The sequence below is a fragment of the Streptosporangium sp. NPDC003464 genome (assembly GCF_053588315.1).
The window spans coordinates 14,956-38,410 of the sequence record NZ_JBSFPS010000068.1; the positions used below are offsets into that span (position 1 = coordinate 14,956).

The 23,455-nt window shown below is 66.3% G+C and carries 31 protein-coding genes; all 31 read right to left on the reverse strand.

The window, feature by feature from the left end; genetic code table 11:
- Positions 1–91: 91 nt before the first annotated feature.
- Positions 92–562 carry a hypothetical protein gene (locus ACWDS7_RS17380; protein ID WP_451930105.1) on the reverse strand — a complete coding sequence of 157 codons (471 nt, stop codon included), beginning with the start codon at positions 560–562 and terminating at the stop codon, positions 92–94.
- Positions 563–668: 106 nt separating this feature from the next.
- The gene (locus tag ACWDS7_RS17385; RefSeq protein WP_306859595.1) at positions 669–1,094 is read right to left on the reverse strand and encodes a DUF1707 SHOCT-like domain-containing protein; all 426 of its coding nucleotides are present in this window, start codon (positions 1,092–1,094) and stop codon (positions 669–671) included.
- 54 nt (positions 1,095–1,148) lie between these two features.
- Positions 1,149–1,967, reverse strand: coding sequence for a type I methionyl aminopeptidase (gene map / locus ACWDS7_RS17390; RefSeq protein WP_451930106.1), 819 nt, complete (start codon positions 1,965–1,967; stop codon positions 1,149–1,151).
- Between the two features lie 116 nt (positions 1,968–2,083).
- Positions 2,084–2,734, reverse strand: coding sequence for an adenylate kinase (locus ACWDS7_RS17395; protein WP_306859599.1), 651 nt, complete (start codon positions 2,732–2,734; stop codon positions 2,084–2,086).
- Positions 2,734–4,050: a preprotein translocase subunit SecY gene (secY, locus tag ACWDS7_RS17400; RefSeq protein WP_306859601.1), complete on the reverse strand. Its 1,317-nt coding sequence runs from the start codon at positions 4,048–4,050 to the stop codon at positions 2,734–2,736. The genes ACWDS7_RS17395 and secY overlap by 1 nt, the downstream gene beginning before the upstream one ends.
- A gap of 176 nt (positions 4,051–4,226) precedes the next feature.
- Positions 4,227–4,682 carry a 50S ribosomal protein L15 gene (rplO, locus tag ACWDS7_RS17405; protein ID WP_306859603.1) on the reverse strand — a complete coding sequence of 152 codons (456 nt, stop codon included), beginning with the start codon at positions 4,680–4,682 and terminating at the stop codon, positions 4,227–4,229.
- A gap of 1 nt (position 4,683) precedes the next feature.
- Positions 4,684–4,866: a 50S ribosomal protein L30 gene (gene rpmD, locus ACWDS7_RS17410; protein ID WP_068896549.1), complete on the reverse strand. Its 183-nt coding sequence runs from the start codon at positions 4,864–4,866 to the stop codon at positions 4,684–4,686.
- A 3-nt stretch (positions 4,867–4,869) separates the two neighbouring features.
- Complete coding sequence (gene rpsE / locus ACWDS7_RS17415) at positions 4,870–5,502, reverse strand: 30S ribosomal protein S5 (protein WP_068896548.1); 633 nt, start codon at positions 5,500–5,502, stop codon at positions 4,870–4,872.
- Positions 5,503–5,542: 40 nt separating this feature from the next.
- A complete protein-coding gene (rplR, locus tag ACWDS7_RS17420) occupies positions 5,543–5,926 on the reverse strand; it encodes a 50S ribosomal protein L18 (protein ID WP_306859605.1) in 384 nt (127 codons plus the stop codon).
- 2 nt (positions 5,927–5,928) lie between these two features.
- A complete protein-coding gene (gene rplF, locus ACWDS7_RS17425) occupies positions 5,929–6,471 on the reverse strand; it encodes a 50S ribosomal protein L6 (protein WP_306859607.1) in 543 nt (180 codons plus the stop codon).
- Positions 6,472–6,488: 17 nt separating this feature from the next.
- The gene (rpsH, locus tag ACWDS7_RS17430; protein ID WP_012887845.1) at positions 6,489–6,887 is read right to left on the reverse strand and encodes a 30S ribosomal protein S8; all 399 of its coding nucleotides are present in this window, start codon (positions 6,885–6,887) and stop codon (positions 6,489–6,491) included.
- A gap of 145 nt (positions 6,888–7,032) precedes the next feature.
- Positions 7,033–7,218: a type Z 30S ribosomal protein S14 gene (locus ACWDS7_RS17435; RefSeq protein WP_012887844.1), complete on the reverse strand. Its 186-nt coding sequence runs from the start codon at positions 7,216–7,218 to the stop codon at positions 7,033–7,035.
- Positions 7,219–7,220: 2 nt separating this feature from the next.
- On the reverse strand, positions 7,221–7,805 hold the full coding sequence (gene rplE / locus ACWDS7_RS17440; RefSeq protein WP_306859611.1) for a 50S ribosomal protein L5: 585 nt from the start codon (positions 7,803–7,805) through the stop codon (positions 7,221–7,223).
- On the reverse strand, positions 7,805–8,110 hold the full coding sequence (gene rplX / locus ACWDS7_RS17445; protein ID WP_306859613.1) for a 50S ribosomal protein L24: 306 nt from the start codon (positions 8,108–8,110) through the stop codon (positions 7,805–7,807). Before rplX ends, rplE begins: the two co-directional genes overlap by 1 nt.
- A complete protein-coding gene (gene rplN, locus ACWDS7_RS17450; protein WP_012887841.1) occupies positions 8,110–8,478 on the reverse strand; it encodes a 50S ribosomal protein L14 in 369 nt (122 codons plus the stop codon). Before rplN ends, rplX begins: the two co-directional genes overlap by 1 nt.
- A gap of 255 nt (positions 8,479–8,733) precedes the next feature.
- A complete protein-coding gene (rpsQ, locus tag ACWDS7_RS17455) occupies positions 8,734–9,015 on the reverse strand; it encodes a 30S ribosomal protein S17 (protein WP_306859615.1) in 282 nt (93 codons plus the stop codon).
- Positions 9,008–9,244: a 50S ribosomal protein L29 gene (rpmC, locus tag ACWDS7_RS17460; protein ID WP_012887839.1), complete on the reverse strand. Its 237-nt coding sequence runs from the start codon at positions 9,242–9,244 to the stop codon at positions 9,008–9,010. The genes rpsQ and rpmC overlap by 8 nt, the downstream gene beginning before the upstream one ends.
- Positions 9,244–9,663 carry a 50S ribosomal protein L16 gene (gene rplP, locus ACWDS7_RS17465; RefSeq protein ID WP_184538242.1) on the reverse strand — a complete coding sequence of 140 codons (420 nt, stop codon included), beginning with the start codon at positions 9,661–9,663 and terminating at the stop codon, positions 9,244–9,246. Before rplP ends, rpmC begins: the two co-directional genes overlap by 1 nt.
- Positions 9,664–9,665: 2 nt before the next feature.
- A complete protein-coding gene (gene rpsC / locus ACWDS7_RS17470; protein WP_306859618.1) occupies positions 9,666–10,529 on the reverse strand; it encodes a 30S ribosomal protein S3 in 864 nt (287 codons plus the stop codon).
- Positions 10,529–10,882, reverse strand: a complete 354-nt coding sequence (rplV, locus tag ACWDS7_RS17475) for a 50S ribosomal protein L22 (RefSeq protein ID WP_012887836.1) — start codon at positions 10,880–10,882, stop codon at positions 10,529–10,531. Before rplV ends, rpsC begins: the two co-directional genes overlap by 1 nt.
- Positions 10,883–10,997: 115 nt before the next feature.
- Positions 10,998–11,276, reverse strand: coding sequence for a 30S ribosomal protein S19 (rpsS, locus tag ACWDS7_RS17480; protein WP_012887835.1), 279 nt, complete (start codon positions 11,274–11,276; stop codon positions 10,998–11,000).
- Between the two features lie 11 nt (positions 11,277–11,287).
- Positions 11,288–12,124 carry a 50S ribosomal protein L2 gene (rplB, locus tag ACWDS7_RS17485; protein ID WP_306859619.1) on the reverse strand — a complete coding sequence of 279 codons (837 nt, stop codon included), beginning with the start codon at positions 12,122–12,124 and terminating at the stop codon, positions 11,288–11,290.
- Positions 12,125–12,217: 93 nt separating this feature from the next.
- Positions 12,218–12,520 carry a 50S ribosomal protein L23 gene (gene rplW, locus ACWDS7_RS17490; RefSeq protein WP_012887833.1) on the reverse strand — a complete coding sequence of 101 codons (303 nt, stop codon included), beginning with the start codon at positions 12,518–12,520 and terminating at the stop codon, positions 12,218–12,220.
- Complete coding sequence (gene rplD, locus ACWDS7_RS17495; RefSeq protein ID WP_306859621.1) at positions 12,520–13,167, reverse strand: 50S ribosomal protein L4; 648 nt, start codon at positions 13,165–13,167, stop codon at positions 12,520–12,522. Before rplD ends, rplW begins: the two co-directional genes overlap by 1 nt.
- Positions 13,164–13,817 (reverse strand): 50S ribosomal protein L3, encoded by a 654-nt coding sequence (rplC, locus tag ACWDS7_RS17500; RefSeq protein WP_306859623.1) that lies wholly within the window; start codon positions 13,815–13,817, stop codon positions 13,164–13,166. Before rplC ends, rplD begins: the two co-directional genes overlap by 4 nt.
- A gap of 14 nt (positions 13,818–13,831) precedes the next feature.
- Positions 13,832–14,140, reverse strand: coding sequence for a 30S ribosomal protein S10 (rpsJ, locus tag ACWDS7_RS17505; RefSeq protein ID WP_012887830.1), 309 nt, complete (start codon positions 14,138–14,140; stop codon positions 13,832–13,834).
- A 313-nt stretch (positions 14,141–14,453) separates the two neighbouring features.
- Positions 14,454–15,647, reverse strand: coding sequence for an elongation factor Tu (gene tuf / locus ACWDS7_RS17510; RefSeq protein WP_306859633.1), 1,194 nt, complete (start codon positions 15,645–15,647; stop codon positions 14,454–14,456).
- 238 nt (positions 15,648–15,885) lie between these two features.
- Positions 15,886–17,934, reverse strand: a complete 2,049-nt coding sequence (gene fusA / locus ACWDS7_RS17515) for an elongation factor G (RefSeq protein WP_451930110.1) — start codon at positions 17,932–17,934, stop codon at positions 15,886–15,888.
- 87 nt (positions 17,935–18,021) lie between these two features.
- Positions 18,022–18,492, reverse strand: a complete 471-nt coding sequence (rpsG, locus tag ACWDS7_RS17520) for a 30S ribosomal protein S7 (protein ID WP_179819699.1) — start codon at positions 18,490–18,492, stop codon at positions 18,022–18,024.
- Between the two features lie 2 nt (positions 18,493–18,494).
- Entirely contained in the window at positions 18,495–18,866 is a 372-nt protein-coding gene (rpsL, locus tag ACWDS7_RS17525) for a 30S ribosomal protein S12 (protein ID WP_012887826.1), read from the reverse strand.
- A 580-nt stretch (positions 18,867–19,446) separates the two neighbouring features.
- Positions 19,447–23,334 (reverse strand): DNA-directed RNA polymerase subunit beta', encoded by a 3,888-nt coding sequence (locus ACWDS7_RS17530; protein WP_451930107.1) that lies wholly within the window; start codon positions 23,332–23,334, stop codon positions 19,447–19,449.
- Between the last annotated feature and the right edge of the window lie 121 nt (positions 23,335–23,455).

Sequence of the window (23,455 nt, forward strand, 5' to 3'; positions counted from 1 at the left end):
CGGCCCCGTGATCAGCGTGGCGGCCGGATCCGTGGCCCGCGCGGCGGCCGGCCCCGTTACCAGCGGGATGACCGGCGCGACGGCCGGCGCCTCAGAAGGCGTCGCCCCAGCCGCCGCAGTCGTCGAAGCGGTTGTCGCCCTCGCAGACGCGGATCTTGAAGTCGTCGAAGCCGTCGCTCTTCCTGAAGCCGCCGAACTTGTCGAAGTGCCGGACGCCGAAGGTCTTGTAGTACTTGACGTGGCTGCCGGAGCGGTCGTGCCACCTGAACCAGACGTAGCTGTACTCGCGGTCGCGGTCACGGTCGAACAGGTCGCCGAAGAACCAGTAGCGGCCGCCCTCCTTGTACCAGTAACCCTTGAAGGAGGACCGGCGGCCGAAGCTCTCGCCGCCGCCGAACTTCGAATAGTAGGGGCCGAAGAAGTGCTTGACCGGGCCCTTCGCCTGCAGGGTCTCGGACGCGCCGGGGCCACCGCCCGTGGCGGCCTGGGCGGGGGCCCCGGCCAGGCCGGCGGCGAGCGAGCCGGCGAGGGCGGCGCTGACGAGAAGGGTGCGGACCTTCATGTCTTCCTCCTGGGATGGGGTCCCGTTGTCGGGACACCGCTCACGTTAGGAAGACTTGACCCGGACTTCTGTGGAGGAATGCACGCTCGACGCCGAGCGTGGACTATTACGGATTGCGCTTGCCGCCCAGGCCGGTGGCGATGGTGGTCACCAGCAGCACCACTCCCCAGGGGCCCATCACCCACAGCGGCCAGGGGTAGGGGAAGTCGAAGCCGTCCGTCACCCCGAGGATCAGCCAGATCGCCCAGTTGATCCCGCTGGCCGTCCCCCAGGTGGCCCACATCGCCGTCAGGCCCTTGCGCTGCGCCTGACCGATGTCCCGGCGCTCCGGGCTGCGGGGCGCGGGCGCGGGGAGCCGGCCCAGGTCGACGTCGGGGAGGTCGGAGGTGAGCGTGGCGAGCTCGCCGTAGGTCCTGCTGGCGTAGAGCTGCTCCAGCCGCTCGTCGAACTCCTCGACGGTGAGCCGGCCCTGTGCGTAGTGCTCCCGCAGGACCTCGGCGACTCTGTCCCGGTCTCCGTCCGATGCCCGCATCTCCGGACCAGCCGCCATCATCAACCACATCCGCTCACCCGGGGGCAGTGTTATCTAGCCCGCGTCTCCCAAAAGGCCGGCAAGCCGCTCCTTACCCCCGTCAAGAGCGGTCAGTACCCAAGGTCCATTATGTGTCACCGCGACGCTGTGCTCGAAGTGTGCAGACACCTTGCCGTCGACCGTGATGACGGTCCAGTCGTCGGACAGCACCTTGGTCCGGTCGGTGCCGAGGTTCACCATCGGCTCGACGGCGAAGCACATGCCCGGCTCGAAGCGCGGCCCCCGGCCCGGCTTGCCGTGGTTGGCGACCCACGGGTCCATGTGCATCTCGGTGCCGATGCCGTGCCCGCCGTACTCCTGGGGGATGCCGTAGCGGCCCTGGGAGCGGACGTACTTCTCCACCTGGTGGCCGATGTCGGACAGGTGGCGGCCCACGGTGAGGGCGGCGATGCCGCGCCACATGGCCTCCTCGGTCACCCGCATCAGCTCGGTCAGCGCGGGGTCCACCTCCCCCACGGGGACGGTGATGGCCGAGTCGCCGTGCCAGCCCTCCAGGATGGCGCCGCAGTCGATGGAGATGATGTCGCCCTCCCGCAGCGCCCGCCGGTTGCTCGGGATGCCATGGACGACCTCCTCGTTCACCGACGCGCAGATCGTCGCCGGGAAGCCCTGGTAGCCCTTGAAGGAGGGGATCGCCCCCTCGTCCCGGATCGCCTTCTCCGCGATCACATCGAGGTCCAGCGGCGTCATCCCGGGACGGACGCTCTCTCTGAGCAGTTGCAGCGTCCGGCCGACCACCAGGCCCGCCGCCCGCATCTTCTCCAGCTGCTCAGGCGTCTTTATCTGAATTCCGTGCTTGTTCTTCTTGAACACGTGCACACCCCCCGGGGTGGTTCAACGGGCAATCCGGGAGCCCAATTCCCCCGATTGTGCCCTAAATGACAGCACGCCACCCATGGGAACCATGGGTGGCGTGCTGGGAAATATCTTCAGTCCGTGTAGGGACCCAAGGCCTCCATCGCGCGCTGGGTGACCTCTTCCACCGGGCCGGTCGCGTCCACCCCGACGAGGATGCCCTCGTCGGCGTAGAAGGAGACGAGCGGAGCGGTCTGCTCCTGGTAGACCTCCAGCCGGTGCCGGACGGTCGCCTCCTTGTCGTCGTCACGCTGGTAGAGCCGTCCACCGCAGGCGTCGCAGACGTCGTCCTTCTTGTCGTCGAAGTCGACGTGCCAGATGCGGCCGCACTGGCTGCAGGTCCTGCGGCCGGCCAACCGGCGCACGACTTCCTCGTCGTCGACCACGAGCTCCAGGACGATGTCCAGGGCGACACCGAACTCCGCGAGCATCTTCTTCAGGATCTCGGCCTGGGGCACGTTCCTGGGGAAGCCGTCGAGCAGGAAACCGTCCTGCGCGTCGCTCTCCGAGAGCCGGTCGCGGACCATCGCGATGGTGACCTCGTCGGGCACGAGGTCGCCACGGTCCATGTATTCCTTGGCAAGCTTGCCGAGCTCCGTGCCGCCCGAGACGTTGGCACGGAAAATGTCACCTGTCGAGATCTTCGGGATGGACAGGTTCGATGCGATGAACTGGGCCTGCGTCCCCTTACCCGCTCCGGGGGGCCCCACCAGGACGAGACGCACTACTTCAGGAAGCCTTCGTAGTTGCGCTGCTGAAGCTGGCTCTCGATCTGCTTCACCGTGTCAAGGCCGACACCAACCATGATCAGAATGCTCGTCCCTCCGAACGGGAAGTTCTGACTCGCGCCGACGAGCGCCAGTGCGACGATCGGCACCATGGAGATCAGGCCCAGATAGAGCGCACCGGGAGCAGTGAGTCGCGTGAGCACGTAGTTCAAGTACTCAGCCGTCGGCCGGCCCGGACGGATGCCCGGGATGAACCCACCGTACTTCTTCATGTTGTCGGCGACTTCAACGGGGTTGAAGGTAATGGACACATAGAAGTAGGTGAAGAAGACGATCAGCAGGAAGAAAGTGATCATATAGGCCGGAGTATCGCCCGTGACCAGGTTCTGCTGGATCCACTGGACGACCGCGTTCGGCTCTTCCTGGGAGTTGGCGAACAGCGTCGTGACGAGCTGCGGCAGGTAGAGCAGCGAGGAGGCGAAGATGACCGGGATGATGCCGGCCTGGTTCACCTTCAGCGGGATGTAGGTCGAGGTCCCGCCGTACATCCGGCGGCCGACCATGCGCTTGGCGTACTGCACCGGCACCCGGCGCTGGGCCTGCTCGACCATGACCACCAGGGCGATCATCGCGATACCGGTCACGATCACCACGGCGAAGACGAAGATGCCCTTCTGGCGGGCGATGTTCAGCAGCTCGGACGGGAAGGTCGCGACCACCGAGGTGAAGATCAGGATGGACATGCCGTTGCCGACGCCGCGGTCGGTGACCAGCTCGCCCAGCCACATGATGACGGCCGTGCCCGCGGTCATCGTGATCACCATCGTGACGATCAGGAAGACGTTGTCCTTGTCCATCAGGACGTCTTCCCGGCACTGCGGGAACAGCTGCCCGCTGCGTGCGAGGGCGATGAAGGCGGTCGACTGGAGGATCGCCAGCCCGATCGTCAGATAACGCGTATACTGGGTGATCTTGGTCTGGCCGGCCTGCCCCTCCTTCTTGAGGGCTTCCAGGCGCGGGATCACCACCACCAGAAGCTGAAGGATGATGCTCGCGGTGATGTACGGCATGATGCCGAGTGCGAACACCGACAGCTTCAGCAAGGCGCCACCGCTGAACAGCTGCACCATGCCGTAGATGTTGCCGGAATCACCCGCCTGTGCCTGCTGGAGGCATCGGGCGATGTTTTCGTTGTTGACACCCGGAGTCGGAAGAACCGAGCCGAGCCGGAACAGCGCGATGATGCCCAGTGTGAAGAGCAACTTCTTGCGCAGGTCCGGCGTACGGAACGCTCGGGTAAACGCGGTCAGCACGGTCCCTCCTGCGCGCCTGAAAGGCGAGGTCGGTCAGCGATGGTTCGGGGGTGGTCCATCTTTGCTATCTCAAGTCAGCGAGCCCACGGAAACGAGTTGAGGCCCACTATCCAGCGAACTCTAACGCACTACGGGCGCGGGGGCCCATTATGAGCCCCCGCGCCGCGTGATTATGCCTACAGCTCGGAGACGGAGCCCCCGGCAGCGGCGATCTTCTCCTTCGCGCTGGCGGAGAAGGCGTGCGCCTGCACGTTCAACGCCACGGAGATCTCGCCGGTTCCCAGAACCTTCACGAGCTGCCGCTTGCGGACCGCGCCCTTGGCGACCAGCGTCTCGACGGTGACGTCGCCACCCTCGGGGAACAGCTCGCCGAGCTTGTCCAGGTTGACGACCTGGTAGGTCGTCTTGAACAGGGCGTTGGAGAAGCCCTTCATCTTGGGCAGGCGGCGCTGGAGCGGGACCTGGCCACCCTCGAAGCCGAGGGGAACCTTGTTCCGGGCCGTCGTGCCCTTGGTGCCACGACCGGCGGTCTTGCCCTTGGACGCCTCGCCGCGGCCCTTGCGGACCTTCGACTTGTTGGCGCCGGGGGCCGGACGCAGGTGGTGGATACGGAGCGGACTGTTCTCTGCCATGTCAGTCGACCTCTTCCACGGTGACGAGGTGCGTCACCACGGAGACCATGCCGCGGATCTCCGGGCGGTCCTCCTTGACGACGACGTCGCCGATTCGCTTCAGACCGAGCGAGCGCAGCGAGTCGCGCTGGTTCTGCTTGCCACCGATCTTCGAGCGGACCTGAGTGATCTTCAGGCGTGCCATCGGCTAGCTCACCGCCTTAGCCGCCGCGGCCTCCGCGATACCCTCGGCGCGAGCCTTGAGCATGGCCTTGGGGGCGACATCCTCGATCGGCAGGCCACGGCGGGCCGCGATCTCCTCGGGGCGGCTGAGGCCCTTCAGAGCAGCCACGGTGGCGTGCACGATGTTGATCGGGTTGTCCGAGCCGAGCGACTTGGACAGCACGTCGTGGATGCCGGCGCACTCCAGCACGGCGCGCACCGGGCCACCGGCGATGACGCCGGTACCGGGCGAGGCCGGACGGAGGAAGACGACACCCGCGGCCTCTTCACCCTGCACGATGTGCGGGATGGTGCCCTGGATGCGGGGCACCCGGAAGAAGTGCTTCTTGGCCTCTTCGACGCCCTTGGCGATGGCCGCGGGAACTTCCTTGGCCTTGCCGTAGCCGACGCCGACCATGCCGTTGCCGTCACCGACGATGACGAGGGCGGTGAAGCTGAAGCGACGACCACCCTTCACGACCTTGGCCACTCGGTTGATCTTTACGACGCGCTCGATGTACGAGACGCCCTTGTCAGCGCTGCCACCGCGGCGATCGTCACGACGACCGTCACGCCGCTCGCCACCGGCGGCGCCACCGCGACGCGGAGCTCCAGCCATCAGTGGTTCCTCTTCTCGTTGCTCTTGTTAAGACGGGCCATCAGAACTCCAGCCCGCCTTCACGGGCGCTGTCCGCGAGGGCCGCGATGCGACCCGCGTAACGGTTTCCGCCACGGTCGAACACGACCGCGGTGATCCCGGCGGCCTTGGCCCGCTGAGCGAGAAGCTCGCCGACCTGCTTCGCCTTGTCGGTCTTCGCGCCGGAGTCCGCGCGCAGGGAGGACTCCATGGTGGAGGCGCTCACCAGCGTGTGGCCCTGGGCGTCGTCGACGATCTGCACGAACAGGTGTCGCGTGGAGCGGTTGACGACCATGCGCGGGCGCGCGGCCGTACCGACCACCTTCTTGCGGACTCGGCCGTGGCGGCGGGCCCGCGAGACGGCGCGGGCGGCCGTGTGCTTGCCGAACGCAGTCTTGCCAGCCATGCCTACTTACCAGCCTTTCCGACCTTGCGGCGGATAACCTCGCCCTGGTAACGCACACCCTTGCCCTTGTAGGGGTCGGGCTTGCGCAACTTGCGGATGTTCGCGGCGATCTCGCCGACCTTCTGCTTGTCGATGCCGTCCACGTGGAACAGGGTCGGCTTCTCGACGCGGAAGGTGACACCCTCGGGGGCGTCGACGATCACCGGGTGGCTGAAGCCGAGAGCGAACTCGAGCTGAGTCGGGCTCTTGGCCTGAACGCGGTAACCGACGCCCACGATCTCCAGGGTCTTGGAGTAACCCTGGGTCACACCGGTCACCATGTTGGCGATCAGCGTGCGGGACAGGCCGTGCAGCGCACGGACCTTGTTCTCGTCGTTGGGACGAGTGACGGTGACGGCGCCGTCGTCGCCCTTGGCGACGTCGATCGGCTCCGCGACCGTGTGAGAGAGCGTGCCCTTGGGGCCCTTGACCGTGACGTCCCGGCCGTCGATGGCGACGTCCACGCCGTTCGGTACAGGGATGGGCAGCCGTCCGATACGTGACATGCTGTGATTTCTCCCTTCTACCAAACGAAGGCGAGGACTTCCCCGCCCACTCCACGCTTGCCGGCCTGCTTGTCCGTCATGAGACCGCCGGACGTCGAGATGATCGCGACGCCCAGTCCGCCCAGGACTCGGGGCAGGTTGTCCTTCTTCGCGTAGACCCGCAGGCCGGGCTTGGAAACCCGGCGCAGGCCCGCGAGGGAACGCTCACGGCTCGGCCCGAACTTGAGCTCCACCACGAGGTTCTTGCCGACCTTGGCGTCCTCGACGCTCCAGGCCTGAATGTAACCCTCCTGCTGGAGGATCTCGGCGATGTGCGCCTTGATCTTCGAGTACGGCATCGCCACGGTGTCGTGGTACGCCGAGTTCGCGTTTCGCAGACGCGTGAGCATGTCTGCGATCGGGTCGGTCATCGTCATGGCCGGTGGCCTTCCTCACCGCGGTTTCCGCAAGGGACCTTCGGTGTGGTCATGGGCGCTTGAAGCAGCGCCCGGTGAATACGACTATCTGTGTACGGCTGGGGTGGCCGCGCGGCCTGTGGCGTCCACAGGGCCGCGCGGACGGCTACCAGCTGGACTTGGTGATGCCAGGCAGCTCGCCCCGGTGCGCCATCTCGCGGAAGCAGATGCGGCACAGGCCGAACTTCCTGTAGACGGCGCGGGGACGACCACAGCGCGAGCACCGAGTGTACGCCCGGACCTCGAACTTGGCCTTGCGAGCAGCCTTGACCTTGAGCGACGTCTTCGCCATGATCAGGCCTCCTTGAAGGGGAAACCGAGGAGCTTCAGCAGCGCCCGGCCCTGGTCGTCGGTCTTAGCGGTGGTCACGACCGTGATGTCCATACCACGCTGACGGTCGACCTTGTCCTGGTCGATCTCGTGGAACATGACCTGCTCGGTGAGACCGAAGGTGTAGTTGCCGTTGCCGTCGAACTGCTTGGGCGACAGGCCGCGGAAGTCACGGATACGCGGCAGCGCCAGCGACAGCAGCCGGTCGAGGAACTCCCACATGCGGTCACCGCGCAGCGTGACGTGCGCACCGATCGGCATGCCCTCGCGCAGCTTGAACTGGGCGATGGACTTGCGGGCCCGGACGACGGCCGGCTTCTGACCGGTGATCACGGTGAGGTCGCGGACGGCGCCGTCGATGAGCTTCGAGTCGCGCGCGGCCTCGCCGACACCCATGTTCACCTTGATCTTGGTGATCGTGGGGACCAGCATGATGTTCTCGAACCCGAACTGCTCGTTCAGCTTCGCGATGATCTCTTCGCGGTAGCGCTGCTTGAGGCGCGGAATCGGCCGTCCGGTCTCGACGGACTCAGTGGTGTTCGCGGTCATCAGTTGTCCTCACCCGACTCGTCAGAGGCGGCCTTGGCCGACTCCTTCTTGGCAGGCTTCTCGTCATCCTTGAGCTTCTTGACGTTGCTCACGTGGATGGGAGCCTCCATGGTCTGCACGCCGCCGGTCTTGGCGCCACGCGGGCCCTGGTTGGTCTCCTTGGAGTGCTTCTTGATCATGTTGACGCCTTCGACCACCACGCGCTCCTCGCGCGGGAGGGCGGCGATCACACGACCCTTGGCACCCTTGTCCTTGCCGGCGATGACCTGGACCAGGTCACCCTTCTTCACGTGGAGCTTCGGCATTACAACACCTCCGGCGCGAGCGAGATGATGCGCATGAACTTCTTGTCACGCAGCTCACGTCCGACGGGGCCGAAGATACGCGTGCCACGAGGGTCACCGCTGTCCTTGATGATGACGGCGGCGTTCTCGTCGAAGCGGATGTAGGAGCCGTCGGGCCGGCGGCGCTCCTTGACAGTACGGACGATGACCGCCTTGACGACGTCGCCCTTCTTCACGGTGCCGCCAGGAATGGCGTCCTTGACCGTGGCGACGATGATGTCGCCGATTCCCGCGTAGCGCCGACCCGAGCCACCGAGGACACGGATGCAAAGGACTTCCTTCGCTCCCGTGTTGTCGGCGACCTTGAGTCGCGACTCCTGCTGGATCACTTGTACTCCTGTTTGTCTCGCTGGTTCTCACCCGTGGTGAGCCTTGCGGAACTGATGTGGTCTTGTTCCCCCGGCGACAGTCCTGTCCGGTCGAGTCCGCCTCGCCTCGCACCGCGGTACGGCTTGCGCCTTCCGCCGTGCCAGGCCCGGCTCGCTCTCCCGAGGGCCGCCGTCGCAGGCGGGACGGAGATCAACTCCGCCCCCTTGGACACCAGCATGGGGGGTGACAGGGTCACCCCCCACGAGGCGCGTTCCTTACTTGGCCTTCTCGAGGATCTCGATGACCCGCCAGCGCTTGCTGGCCGACAGCGGCCGGGTCTCCATCAGGAGAACGCGGTCGCCGACGCCGCAGGCGTTGGCCTCGTCGTGCGCCTTGTACTTGGTCGTCCGACGGATGACCTTGCCGTACAAGGGGTGCTTGACGCGGTCCTCGACAGCGACGACGACAGTCTTGTCCATCTTGTCGCTGACGACCAGACCCTCACGGGTCTTGCGGTAGTTCCGCGTCGTGCTCGTGCTCTCAGCTGTCTCAGCCATCGATCGACTCCTTCTCAACCGTAACAATGCCGAGCTCCCGCTCGCGCATCACGGTGTAGATACGGGCGATCTCGCGGCGGACGGCGCGCAGCCGCCCGTGGCTCTCCAACTGGCCGGTCGCGGCCTGGAAGCGGAGGTTGAACAGCTCCTCCTTGGCTTCCTTCAGCTTCTGGACCAGGGTGTCCTGGTCCTCCACCCGCAGCTCACCGGCGGTCAGGCCCTTAGCCATCACGCCTCACCCACTTCACGCTTAACGAACCGGCACTTCATCGGGAGCTTGTGCATCGCACGACGCAGGGCTTCGCGAGCCACCGGCTCGGCGACGCCCGACAGCTCGAACATGATGCGGCCGGGCTTGACGTTGGCGATCCACCACTCCGGCGAACCCTTACCGGAACCCATGCGGGTCTCGGCCGGCTTCTTCGTGAGGGGACGGTCCGGGTAGATGTTGATCCAGACCTTGCCGCCACGCTTGATGTGACGAGTCATGGCGATACGAGCCGACTCGATCTGGCGGTTGGTCACGTAGGAGTGCTCAAGCGCCTGAATGCCGAACTCGCCGAACACGACCCTGGTGCCGCCCTTGGCGGCGCCGTGACGGTCGGGCCGGTGCTGCTTGCGGTGCTTGACCCTGCGCGGGATCAGCATGGTCAGCTCCCTTCAGCACCCGGCTGCGCAGCCGGGCCGGTCTCGGGGGCAGCCTGCGAGGCCGCCTCGGTCCTGGGTGCGCGGTCGCCACGGGCGGCGCCACCGCGACGGGGACGGTCGCCACCGGCGCCGCCGCCACGACGGGGACGGTCGCCACCGGCGCCGCCGCCGCGACGGTCGTCGCGGTCCCGACGCTGGCCCGCACGAGCACCGGCGGCAGCCGCCTCACGCTCGGCGCGGCTGGTCGGAGCCTCACCCTTGTAGATCCACACCTTCACGCCGATGCGGCCGAAGGTGGTACGGGCCTCGTAGAGGCCGTAGTCGATGTCCGCACGGAGGGTGTGCAGGGGCACGCGGCCCTCGCGGTAGAACTCCGAACGGGACATCTCAGCGCCGCCCAGACGGCCGGAGCACTGCACCCGGATGCCCTTGGCGCCGCTCTTCATGGCCGACTGCATCGCCTTGCGCATGGCCCGACGGAACGAGACACGGCTGGACAGCTGCTCGGCCACACCCTGAGCGACGAGCTGGGCGTCGATCTCGGGGTTCTTGACCTCGAGGATGTTCAGCTGGACCTGCTTCTTGGTCAGCTTCTCGAGGTCGCCACGGATCCGGTCCGCCTCGGCGCCGCGGCGACCGATGACGATGCCCGGACGGGCGGTGTGAATGTCGACCTGAACCCGGTCGGTGGTCCGCTCGATCTCCACCTTGGAGATGCCGGCCCGCTCCATGCCCTTCTTGAGCATGCGGCGGATCGCCACGTCCTCGGCGACGTACGACTTGTAGAGCTTGTCGGCATACCACCGGCTCTTGAAGTCGGTCGTGACGCCGAGGCGGAACCCGTGCGGGTTAACCTTCTGACCCACTAGCGGGTCCTCCCCTTCGGCTCGCGGGACTCCACGATCACGGTGATGTGGCTCGTCCGCTTGTTGATCCGATAGGCACGACCCTGAGCGCGGGGACGGAACCGCTTCAGCGTCGGGCCCTCGTCGACCCAGGCACGGCTCACGAAGAGCGTGTCGCGGTCGAGCTTGAAGTTGTGCTCCGCGTTCGCAATGGCGCTGGACAGCACCTTGTACACGGTCTCGCTCGCCGACTGGGGAGCGAACTGCAGCACGGCCTGCGCCTCCGAAGCGGGCAGCCCGCGAATGAGGTCCACCACACGGCGGGCCTTCATGGGCGTGTGGCGCGCGAACCGCACCTGAGCCCTGGCTTCCATCGCTTACTCCTCTTACCTTCTGCTTCGTATGGGCCGAGTCCGTCTCGCCTCGCAACGATCGACCTGGCTTCCGCCCGTCGACCGTTCCCGGCTCGACCTCCTGGCCCTAAGGCGCTTACCGCCGGCTGCGGCGGTCTTCCTTGACGTGGCTGCGGAACGTCCGCGTCGGAGCGAACTCGCCGAGCTTGTGACCGATCATCGACTCGGTGACGAACACCGGGACGTGCTTGCGGCCGTCGTGAACGGCGATCGTGTGACCGAGCATGTCGGGCACGATCATGGAGCGCCGCGACCACGTCTTGATGACGTTCTTGGTGCCCTTCTCGTTCTGGACATCCACCTTCTTCTGAAGGTGGTCGTCCACGAAGGGACCCTTCTTAAGGCTACGTGGCATTTTGGCTGCTCCTACCGCTTCTTCCGCTTAGTCCGACGACGGATGATCAGCCGGTCGCTGGCCTTGTTCGCCGCACGAGTACGTCCCTCGGGCTTGCCCTTGGGGTTGACGGGGTGACGACCACCGGAGGTCTTACCCTCACCACCACCGTGCGGGTGGTCGACCGGGTTCATCGCGACACCGCGGACGGTGGGGCGCTTGCCCTTCCACCGCATACGGCCGGCCTTACCCCAGTTGATGTTGGCCTGCTCGGCGTTGCCGACCTGGCCGATGGAGGCCCGGCAGCGGACGTCGACCTGGCGCATTTCGCCGGAGGGCATACGCAGCGTGGCGTACTGGCCCTCCTTGGCGAGAAGCTGGATCTGCGCACCGGCGGACCGGCCCAGCTTGGCGCCGCCGCCCGGACGGAGCTCCACCGCGTGGATGAAGGTACCGGTCGGGATGTTGCGCAGCGGGAGGCAGTTACCCGGCTTGATGTCGGCCGTGGGGCCGTTCTCAATCAGGTCGCCCTGCTTGAGGCCGGTCGGGCAGAGGATGTAGCGCTTCTCCCCGTCGGCGTAGTGCAGCAGAGCGATGCGGGACGTGCGGTTCGGGTCGTACTCGATGTGAGCGACCTTCGCCGGGATCCCGTCCTTGTCGTGGCGCCGGAAGTCGATGATCCGGTAAGCACGCTTGTGACCGCCACCCTGGTGGCGGGTGGTGACTCGGCCGTGGACGTTACGGCCGCCCTTGCTGTGCAGGGGCGCAAGCAGCGACTTCTCGGGCGTGCTGCGCGTGATCTCGGAAAAGTCCGAGACGCTGGCGCCGCGGCGACCCGGGGTCGTCGGCTTGAGTTTACGGATGCCCATCTTTTTCGTTCATCCTTCGTCGGTTAATCCGGGCGAATGCCCCCCGCCTCCCGGCGAGGGGCGTTCACCCCGTTACTTACTAAGCGAGCGGTTTCAGCCGACCTGACCGAAGATGTCGATCCGGTCGCCCTCAGCCAGGCTCACGATCGCGCGCTTGGTGCTGGGGCGCTGGCCGTAGCCGGCCCTGGTCCGCTTGCGCTTGCCCTGGCGGTTGATGGTGTTGACGCTGGCCACCTTGACGCCGAAGATCTGCTCAATGGCGATCTTGACCTGCGTCTTGTTGGCCGTCTTCCGCACCAGGAACGTGTACTTGTTGTGCTCGTCGATCAGGCCGTAGCTCTTCTCGGAGACAACCGGCTTGATGATGATGTCGCGCGGGTCGGCGATCTTCTCCATCAGGCGTCTTCCTTCCCGCTCTTGCTCAGACGCGCGACGACCTGGTCGTACGCCTCCTGAGTGAAAACGACGTCGTCGTAGCAGAGCACGTCGTAGGTGTTCAGCTGCCCGGCGTCCAGCAGGTGGACCTCGGGAGCGTTGCGCAGGCTCAGCCAGGTGAGCTCGTCGCCCTCGTCGACGACGACCAGGACGCTACGGGTCTGCGTGATCTTCCGCAGCGACTCGAGAGCCGCCTTGGTCTTCGGGGTCTCACCCTCGATCAGCGCGCTGACCACGTGAACGCGGCCACCGGCTGCCCTGTCGGAGAGGGCGCCACGCAGCGCGGCGGCCTTCATCTTCTTGGGGGTCTTCTGGGAGTAGTCCCGGGGAAGCGGGCCGTGGACGGTGCCACCGCCGGCGAACTGCGGGGCGCGGGTCGAACCCTGACGGGCGCGGCCGGTGCCCTTCTGGCGGTACGGCTTCTTGCCGCCGCCGCTGACCTCACCGCGGGTCTTGGCCTTGTGGGTGCCCTGCCGGCGAGCGGCGAGCTGGGCCACGACGACCTGGTGGATCAGCGGGATGTTGACCTTGGCGCCGAAGATGTCACCAGGCAGGTCGACGGTGCCGGTCTTCGCCCCGCTCACGTCGAGGACGTCAATGGTGCTCACTTGGCAGCCCCCTTCTTGGCAGCGGTGCGGACGAGAACCAGGCTGCCGTTGGCGCCGGGGATCGCACCCTTGATCAGGATGAGGCCCTTCTCGGCGTCCACGGCGTGGACCTTGAGGCTCTGGATGGTGGTGCGGACGTTACCCATCCGACCGGCCATGCGCAGGCCCTTGAAGACGCGGCCCGGGGTGGCGCAGCCACCGATGGAACCCGGCGAACGGTGCTTGCGCTGGGTACCGTGCGAGGCGCTCAGACCCTTGAAGCCGTGGCGCTTCATGACACCGGCGAAGCCCTTGCCCTTGCTCTTGCCCGTCACGTCGACGAACTGGCCGGCCTCGAAGGTGTCGGCGAGGAGCTCCTGGCCCAGGGTGTAGTCGCTCGCGTCGTCGGTACGGATCTCCGCGAAGTAACGGCGCGGGGTGATGTCGTGCTTGCGCAGGTAGTCGCCGAGCGGCTTGTTGACCTTCCGCGGGTCGACCTGCCCGAAGCCGAGCTGCACGGCGGAGTAGCCGTCCTTCTCGGGGGTGCGGACGCGGGTCACGACGCACGGACCGGCCTCGACGACGGTCACCGGGACCATCCGGTTGTCCGCGTCGAAGACCTGGGTCATGCCGAGCTTCTTGCCCAGGACGCCCTTGATCTGCTTAGCCATGTCAGTGCGTTCCCTCAGAGCTTGATCGAGATGTCAACGCCGGCGGGGAGGTCGAGTCGCATGAGCGAGTCGACCGTCTTCGGCGTCGGGTCGATGATGTCAATCAGCCGCTTGTGCGTGCGCATCTCAAAGTGCTCGCGGCTGTCCTTGTACTTGTGCGGCGAGCGGATGACGCAGTACACGTTCTTCTCGGTCGGCAGCGGCACCGGGCCCGCGACCTTAGCGCCAGTCCTCGTGACCGTCTCGACGATCTTCTTGGCCGAGCTGTCGATGACCTCGTGGTCATAGGCCTTGAGCCGGATGCGGATCTTCTGTCCCGCCATAATGGCCTCGGTGTCCTTCGCTGTCGTCTGAAAAAGTTACGTGCGGCCTGTTGCCGCTGTGAGGTCGAGTCGGCCTCGCCACGTGACCCGCGGGTCACCGTTCGGCTCTCTCTCCCAGCCCCACGTAGCAGACACTGTGGGTCTGCGCTTTCTTCCGTGATCTGGCAGTTACTTCGGTCACTCCGTGGCCGAACCAACTGCGAGATCACGGTTCGTGGGGGTTCCGAGGAGGCGCATGCCGTACGGCGTGAACCTCCTCGTGGTGCGGCGGCCGGACCCTGATACGAGGGCCGGCCGCCACTCCGCGATGGTACTACTTGATGATCTTGGTCACACGACCCGCACCGACGGTGCGGCCACCCTCACGGATGGCGAACTTGAGACCGTCCTCCATCGCGATGGGCTGGATGAGCTGGACGGACATCTCGGTGTTGTCACCGGGCATGACCATCTCGGTGCCCTCGGGCAGGTTCACAACACCGGTCACGTCAGTCGTACGGAAGTAGAACTGCGGACGGTAGTTGTTGAAGAACGGCGTGTGGCGGCCGCCCTCGTCCTTGGACAGGATGTAGACCTGAGCCTCGAACTCGGTGTGCGGGGTGGTCGTGCCCGGCTTGATGATGCACTGGCCGCGCTCGACGTCCTCGCGCTTGATGCCGCGCAGGAGCAGACCGACGTTGTCGCCCGCCTGGCCCTCGTCGAGGAGCTTGCGGAACATCTCGACACCGGTGACCGTGGTCGTGGTCTTGGTGTCCTTGATGCCGATGATGTCGACGGTCTCGTTGACCTTGACGATGCCACGCTCGATACGGCCGGTGACGACGGTGCCACGACCGGTGATCGAGAAGACGTCCTCGATCGGCATGAGGAACGGCTTGTCGGTCTCACGGGCCGGCTGCGGGACGTTCTCGTCCACAGCGGTCATGAGCTCGATGATGCTGTCGCCCCACTTCTCGTCGCCCTCAAGCGCCTTCAGCGCCGAGACGCGGATGACGGGCAGGTCGTCGCCGGGGAACTCCTGAGCCGAGAGAAGCTCACGGACCTCGAGCTCGACGAGCTCCAGGATCTCCTCGTCGTCCACCATGTCGGCCTTGTTCAGGGCGACAACGATGTAGGGGACGCCGACCTGGCGGGCCAGGAGGACGTGCTCCTTCGTCTGCGGCATCGGGCCGTCGGTGGCGGCGACCACGAGGATCGCGCCGTCCATCTGAGCCGCACCGGTGATCATGTTCTTCACGTAGTCGGCGTGACCGGGGCAGTCCACGTGAGCGTAGTGGCGCTGCTCGGTCTGGTACTCGACGTGCGCGATGGAGATCGTGATACCACGAGCCTTCTCCTCGGGCGCCTTGTCGATCTTGTCGAACGGGGTCGCCTCGTTGAGGTTCGGGTAACGCTCGTGGAGCACCTTGGTGATCGCCGCGGTCAGAGTGGTCTTGCCGTGGTCGATGTGTCCAATGGTGCCGATGTTTACGTGCGGCTTGGTCCGCTCGAACTTGGCCTTGGCCACTGCTCTGTCTCCTTAGAGATTCTGACTTGACTTGCGTCTTCGTACTCGGGCTTGGGGAGGCCGGTCCCTCTCAGGACCGGCCGACGAGAAACTACTCGCCCCGCACCTTCTCGGTGGCAGGGGGGTGGTCTCCCACCTCCCCGTCACCGGGAACGGATGCCGGACTCACTCGCCCCGCACCCCTCCGGTGGCGGGGTGACGATCTCCTCGCCTCCCGCACCCGGAACGGATGCCGGACTTACTCGCCCCGCACCTTCGCGACGATCTCCTTGGCGATGTGCGCAGGCACTTCCGCATAGGAGTCGAACTGCATGCTGTAGCTCGCGCGTCCCTGCGTCTTGCTACGGAGGTCACCCACGTAGCCGAACATCTCAGAGAGCGGCACGAGCGCCCTGACGATACGGGCGCCGGAGCGCTCGTCCATCGACTGGATCTGCCCGCGGCGACCGTTGAGGTCACCGATGACGTCACCCATGTAGTCCTCGGGCGTGGTGACCTCGACGGCCATCATCGGCTCCAGGATTACTGCGTCCGCCTTGCGCGCGGCCTCCTTGAAGGCCATCGAGCCAGCGATCTTGAAGGCCATTTCGGACGAGTCCACCTCGTGGTAGGCACCGTCCTGCAGGGTGACCTTGACCCCGACCATGGGGTAGCCGGCGAGAACACCGAACTCGGCGGCCTCCTGGGCGCCCGCGTCGACCGACGGGATGTATTCCCGCGGGATGCGGCCACCGGAGACCTTGTTCTCGAACTCGTAGCCGTCGTTGCCTTCGCCCAGCGGCTCGATGTCGATGATGACCTTGGCGAACTGGCCGGAACCACCGGTCTGCTTCTTGTGGACGTAGTCGACCTTCTCCACCTTGCGGCGGATGGTCTCCCGGTAGGCCACCTGCGGACGGCCGATGTTGGCCTCGACCTTGAACTCGCGGCGCATCCGGTCGACGAGGATCTCCAGGTGGAGCTCGCCCATACCCCAGATGACCGTCTGCCCGGTCTCCTCGTCACGGCGGACCTGGAAGGACGGGTCCTCCTCGGCCAGACGCTGGATCGCGGTGCCCAGCTTCTCCTGGTCACCCTTGGTCTTGGGCTCGATGGCGACGTTGATGACCGGCGCCGGGAAGTTCATCGACTCCAGGACCACGGGGTTGGCCGGGTCGGCCAGGGTGTCACCGGTGGTGGTGTCCTTCAGGCCCATGACGGCGACGATCTGACCAGCGTGAGCCGACGGGCGCTCCTCGCGCTTGTTGGCGTGCATCTGGTAGATCTTGCCGATCCGCTCCTTGCGGCCCTTCACCGAGTTGGTCACGGCGGTGCCGGTCTCGAGCGTGCCCGAGTAGATGCGGATGTAGGTGAGACGGCCCAGGTGCTGGTCGGCCGCGATCTTGAAGGCCAGCGCGGAGAACGGCTCGTTGACGTCCGCGTGACGCTCGACGACCTCCTCCTCGTTGCCGACCGCGTGGCCCTTGAAGGCCGGGATGTCGATCGGTGCGGGGAGGTAGGCGACGATCGCGTCGAGCAGGGGCTGCACGCCCTTGTTCTTGAACGCGGTGCCGGTCAGGACCGGGTTGACGGCGCCGGACAGCGTGGCGCGGCGCAGGGCCGCGACCAGCTGCTCCTCGGTGGGCTCGACGCCCTCGAGGAAGAGCTCCATCAGCTCGTCGTCGTTCTCGGCGACGGTCTCGACGAGCTTGTCGCGCCACTCACGGGCCGCCTCGGCGTGCTCGGCCGGGATGTCGACGGTCTCGTACATCTCGCCCTTGGCCGCCTCGGCGCTCCAGAGCAGGCCCTTCATCTTGACCAGGTCGATGACGCCCTTGAAGTCGGCCTCGACGCCCCAGGGAAGCTGGATGACGGCGGGGGTCGCGTTCAGGCGGCTGATCATCATGTCGACGCAGCGGTGGAACTCCGCGCCGACGCGGTCCATCTTGTTGACGAAGCAGATGCGGGGCACGCCGTAACGGTCGGCCTGACGCCAGACCGTCTCGGACTGCGGCTCGACACCGGCCACGCCGTCGAACACGGCGACGGCACCGTCGAGGACACGGAGCGAGCGCTCCACCTCGATCGTGAAGTCCACGTGGCCCGGCGTGTCGATGATGTTGATCGTGTGATCGAGCCATTCACAGGTGGTAGCGGCGGAGGTGATGGTGATACCACGCTCCTGCTCCTGCTCCATCCAGTCCATCGTGGCTGCGCCCTCGTGGACTTCACCGATCTTGTAGTTGATACCGGTGTAGAACAGGATGCGCTCAGTCGTCGTGGTCTTGCCCGCGTCGATGTGGGCCATGATCCCGATGTTGCGGACCTTGGCCAGGTCAAGAGCGGTCGTGGTGGCCACTTCTCTCGCGTCCTCGTCGTCTCGTCGAACCCGCTGTTACCAGCGGTAGTGGGCGAAGGCCTTGTTGGACTCGGCCATCTTGTGGGTGTCCTCGCGCTTCTTGACGGAAGCGCCAAGGCCGTTGCTGGCGTCGAGCAGCTCGTTCATGAGGCGCTCGGTCATGGTCTTCTCGCGGCGGGCCCGGGAGTACTGCACCAGCCAGCGCAGGGCCAGGGTGGTGCTGCGCGCGGCGCGCACCTCGACCGGGACCTGGTAGGTCGCGCCACCGACACGGCGGCTGCGGACCTCAAGGGTGGGCTTGACGTTGTCCAGCGCGCGCTTCAGGGTGACGACCGGGTCGTTGCCGGTCTTCTCCCGGGCACCTTCAAGGGCGCCGTAGACGATGGACTGCGCGATGGAGCGCTTGCCATCCAGGAGCACCTTGTTGATGAGCGCGGTGACCAGCGGCGAGTTGTGAACCGGGTCGGCCATGAGCTGACGACGACCAGGAGAACCCTTGCGAGGCATTCTTACTTCTCCTTCTTCGCGCCGTAACGGCTACGGGCCTGCTTGCGGTTGCGGACACCCTGGGTGTCGAGCGAGCCACGGATGATCTTGTAGCGGACACCCGGCAGGTCCTTCACACGACCACCACGGACGAGCACGATGGAGTGCTCCTGGAGGTTGTGGCCGACACCCGGGATGTAGGCCGTGACCTCGATGCCGTTGGTGAGCCGGACACGCGCGACCTTGCGGAGGGCGGAGTTCGGCTTCTTGGGGGTCGTGGTGTAAACGCGCATGCAGGTGCCGCGTCGCTGGGGGCTGGCCTTGAGCGCCGGGGTCTTGGTCTTGGTGACCTTGTCCTGGCGGCCCTTGCGGACCAGCTGCTGAATCGTGGGCACCGCGTCTCCGTTCGTGCTTGCCGGTGATTCGAATGTTGTGCTTTTGCAGGCGCTGCCGGTGTCATGACCTGCGAATTTTCCATCCACTCCGACCCACGCGCTCGGGCGTGTCGCGCATCTATCGCGCCACATCCCCAGCCAGGCCAGTGGAGGAGGCCATACGGCGCCTCTGCCGACTCCCCGTGGGAAACCTGTCGACGCGCACGCATGAGAGCCCATGAAGCCACGGGCACGAACGGAAAGACTACCTAGTCCAGCGCAACACGTCAAAACGGTTACGCCTATCGAGCGCCGCTGTGAGCGCCCGCGTCCGTGTCGTGACTCCCGCGATCGGTTTCCGACCGACCGCTGCTGGGTCCGTAATGAGTTTACCGGCAGCGGGGGGCTTGTCCGACCGTTCTCTCCATCAAGGCACGGCTTTCACCGCAACATTCCGGTCAAGAAAGGTCCGCGCCGGCCCGTCCGGCGGCGCGGGGCCCGCGACGGCCGGGTCCTGGGCCGATGGGGTCCGGGCGGATGGGGCCCGGACGGACGACGGCGCCCGGCCCCCCTCCGGGGACCGGGCGCCGTCTGCGATCACTCAGCGGTTGTACTGACCGAAGTCGTACTCCTCCAGCGGCACGGCCTCGCCGGAACCGGACCCGAAGGTGTAGTCCGCGGCGGAGCCGTCGTAGCCGCCGACCGTGTACATCGCGGCCTTGGCCTCCTCGGTGGGCTCGACCCGGATGTTGCGGTACTGGGGCATGCCGGTACCGGCCGGGATGAGCTTTCCGATGATGACGTTCTCCTTGAGACCGAGCAGCGAGTCCGACTTGGCGTGGATCGCCGCGTCGGTGAGCACCCGGGTCGTCTCCTGGAAGGACGCCGCCGACAGCCAGGACTCGGTGGCGAGCGAGGCCTTGGTGATGCCCATCAGCACCGGACGTCCCGAGGCCGGCGTGCCGCCCTCGGCCACGCACTCGCGGTTGATCCGCTCGAAGCGCGGCCGCTCGACCAGCTCACCGGGGAGCATGTCGGCGTCACCCGACTCGAGCACGTTCACGCGCTTGAGCATCTGCCGGACGATGATCTCGATGTGCTTGTCGTGGATCGACACACCCTGCGAGCGGTAGACCTGCTGGACCTCGGCCACCAGGTGGAGCTGCACGGCCCGGGGGCCGAGGATGCGCAGCACCTCGTTGGGGTTGACGGCACCGGCGATCAGCTGCTGGCCGACCGTGACCCGCTGCCCGTCGGAGACCAGCATGCGCGAGCGCATGGACACCGGGTAGGCGACCTCGTCCGAACCGTCGTCCGGGACGATCACGATCTTGCGGGTCTTGTCGGTCTCGTCGACGCGGACCCGGCCCTCGGCCTCGCTGATCGGGGCGACACCCTTGGGGACGCGCGCCTCGAAGAGCTCCTGGACACGGGGCAGACCGTGGGTGATGTCCGCACCCGCCACACCACCGGTGTGGAAGGTACGCATCGTCAGCTGGGTGCCGGGCTCACCGATCGACTGGGCGGCGATGATGCCGACCGCCTCGCCGACGTCCACGAGCTTGCCGGTCGCGAGCGAACGGCCGTAGCAGGTGGCGCAGACACCGATCTTGGCCTCGCAGACGAGAGCGCTGCGGGTCCTGACGGTCTCCACCCCGGCCTCGACCAGCGCGGTGACGTGGGTGTCGTTGATGTCGACCCCCGCGGACGCGATGACCTTGCCGTCCACCTCGACGTCCTCGGCCAGGATGCGGCCGTGCACGTTGCTCTCGGCGTTCTCCGCCTTGACCAGGTTGCCCTGGGCGTCGCGCTCGCCGACGTGCAGCGGGACCGCGCGGTCGGTGCCGCAGTCGATCTCGCGGACGATGACGTCCTGCGCGACGTCCACCAGACGACGGGTCAGGTAACCCGAGTCGGCGGTCCGCAGCGCGGTGTCGGCCAGACCCTTCCGCTGTCCGTGGGTGGAGATGAAGTATTCCAGCACCGACAGGCCCTCACGGAACGAGGCCTTGATCGGACGCGGGATCGTCTCACCCTTGGTGTTGGACACCAGACCACGGATGCCGGAGATCTGCCGGACCTGCATCAGGTTTCCTCGGGCGCCCGACTGGACCATCATCCAGACCGGGTTGGTCTTCGGGAACGCCTTCTGCATGTCGTCGGTCACGTCGCTGGTCGCGTGCGTCCAGATCTCGATGAGCTCCTGACGGCGCTCCTCGTCGGTGATCAGGCCGCGCTCGTACTCCCGCTGGACCTTGTCGGCCCTGCGCTCGTACGTCTCCATGATCGTGCCCTTGTTGGGCGGCGAGATGACGTCCTCGATGGAGATCGTCACACCGGCCCGGGTCGCCCAGTAGAAACCGGCGTCCTTGAGGGCGTCCAGCGCCGTCGCGACCTCGACCTTGGGGTACTTCTCGGCCAGCTCGTTGACGATCGCCGACAGCTGCTTCTTGCCGACCTGGGAGTTCACGTACGGGTAGTTCGCCGGCAGCGTCTGGTTGAACAGGCAGCGGCCGAGCGTGGTCTCCAGGCGGTAGCTGTCGCCCGGCTCCCAGCCCTCGGGGGCCGTCCAGCCGCGGGGCGGCGGGACCTCTCCCTTCAACCGGATCTGGATCTTGGCCTGGATGTCCAGCTCGCGCCGGTCGTAGGCCATGAGAGCCTCGGACACCGAGCCGAAGACCCGGCCGTGACCGGGGGCCTCGTCCTCGTCGTCCTTGATCGTGGTCAGCGAGTAGAGACCGATGATCATGTCCTGGGTGGGCATGGTCACCGGCTTGCCGTCGGCCGGCTTCAGGATGTTGTTGGTGGACAGCATCAGGATGCGGGCCTCGGCCTGCGCCTCGGCCGACAGCGGCAGGTGCACGGCCATCTGGTCACCGTCGAAGTCCGCGTTGAACGCGGTGCAGACGAGCGGGTGGATCTGGATGGCCTTGCCCTCGACCAGCTGCGGCTCGAAGGCCTGGATGCCCAGGCGGTGCAGGGTGGGCGCACGGTTGAGCAGCACCGGGTGCTCGGTGATGACCTCTTCGAGGACATCCCACACGACCGGGCGGGCACGCTCGACCATCCGCTTGGCCGACTTGATGTTCTGCGCGTGGTTGAGGTCGACCAGACGCTTCATCACGAACGGCTTGAACAGCTCCAGCGCCATCTGCTTGGGCAGGCCGCACTGGTGCAGCTTCAGCTGCGGGCCGACGACGATGACCGAACGGCCGGAGTAGTCGACTCGCTTGCCCAGCAGGTTCTGGCGGAACCGGCCCTGCTTGCCCTTCAGCATGTCGCTGAGGGACTTCAGCGGGCGGTTGCCGGGGCCGGTGACCGGGCGGCCGCGACGGCCGTTGTCGAACAGCGCGTCGACGGCCTCCTGGAGCATCCGCTTCTCGTTGTTCACGATGATCTCGGGCGCGCCGAGGTCGAGAAGACGCTTGAGGCGGTTGTTCCGGTTGATCACACGGCGGTAGAGGTCGTTCAGGTCCGAGGTCGCGAACCGGCCACCGTCGAGCTGCACCATCGGGCGCAGGTCCGGCGGGATGACCGGGATGCAGTCGAGGACCATGCCGTTGGGCGAGTTGCGGGTGTTCAGGAACGCCGACACGACCTTGAGACGCTTGAGCGCGCGGGCCTTCTTCTGGCCCTTGCCGCTGCGGATCGTCTCGCGCAGGTTCTCGGCCTCGAGGTCGAGGTCGAAGTTGGTCAGCCGCTCCTGGATGGCCTGGGCGCCCATGCCGCCGCGGAAGTAGCGGCCGAAGCGGTCGCGCATCTCGCGGTAGAGCAGCTCGTCGCCCTCGAGGTCCTGGACCTTGAGGTTCTTGAAGCGGCTCCAGACCTCGTCCAGACGGTCCAGCTCGCGCTGGGTCCGGTCGCGGAGCTGGCGCATCTCGCGCTCGGCGCCCTCACGGACCTTGCGGCGCTGGTCGCCCTTGGCGCCGGCGGCCTCCAGCTCGGCCAGGTCGGTCTCGAGCTTCTTCTGCCGGGCCTCGATGTCGGCGTCACGGCGCTGCTCGATGTGCTGCCGCTCGACGGAGATCTTCGCCTCGAGCGAGGGCAGGTCACGCTCACGCATTTCCTTGTCGACATGCGTGATCATGTAGGCCGCGAAGTAGATGACCTTCTCAAGGTCCTTCGGGGCCAGGTCGAGCAGGTATCCCAGACGGGACGGGACGCCCTTGAAGTACCAGATGTGCGTGACGGGCGCGGCCAGCTCGATGTGGCCCATCCGCTCACGGCGCACCTTGGCGCGGGTCACCTCGACGCCACAGCGCTCACAGATGATGCCCTTGAAGCGGACGCGCTTGTACTTACCGCAGTAGCACTCCCAGTCCCGGGTCGGACCGAAGATCTTCTCGCAGAAGAGTCCGTCCTTCTCGGGCTTGAGGGTCCGGTAGTTGATGGTCTCGGGCTTCTTCACTTCGCCGTGCGACCACTGGCGGATATCGTCAGCCGTCGCGAGGCCGATCCGAAGCTCGTCGAAGAAGTTGACGTCCAGCACTTGTATTCCCCTCCTCAGCTTCTAGATCAGACCTCTTCGACGCTGCTCGGCTCACGCCGGGACAGGTCGATGCCGAGCTCTTCCGCGGCGCGGAAGACGTCCTCGTCGGTGTCACGCATCT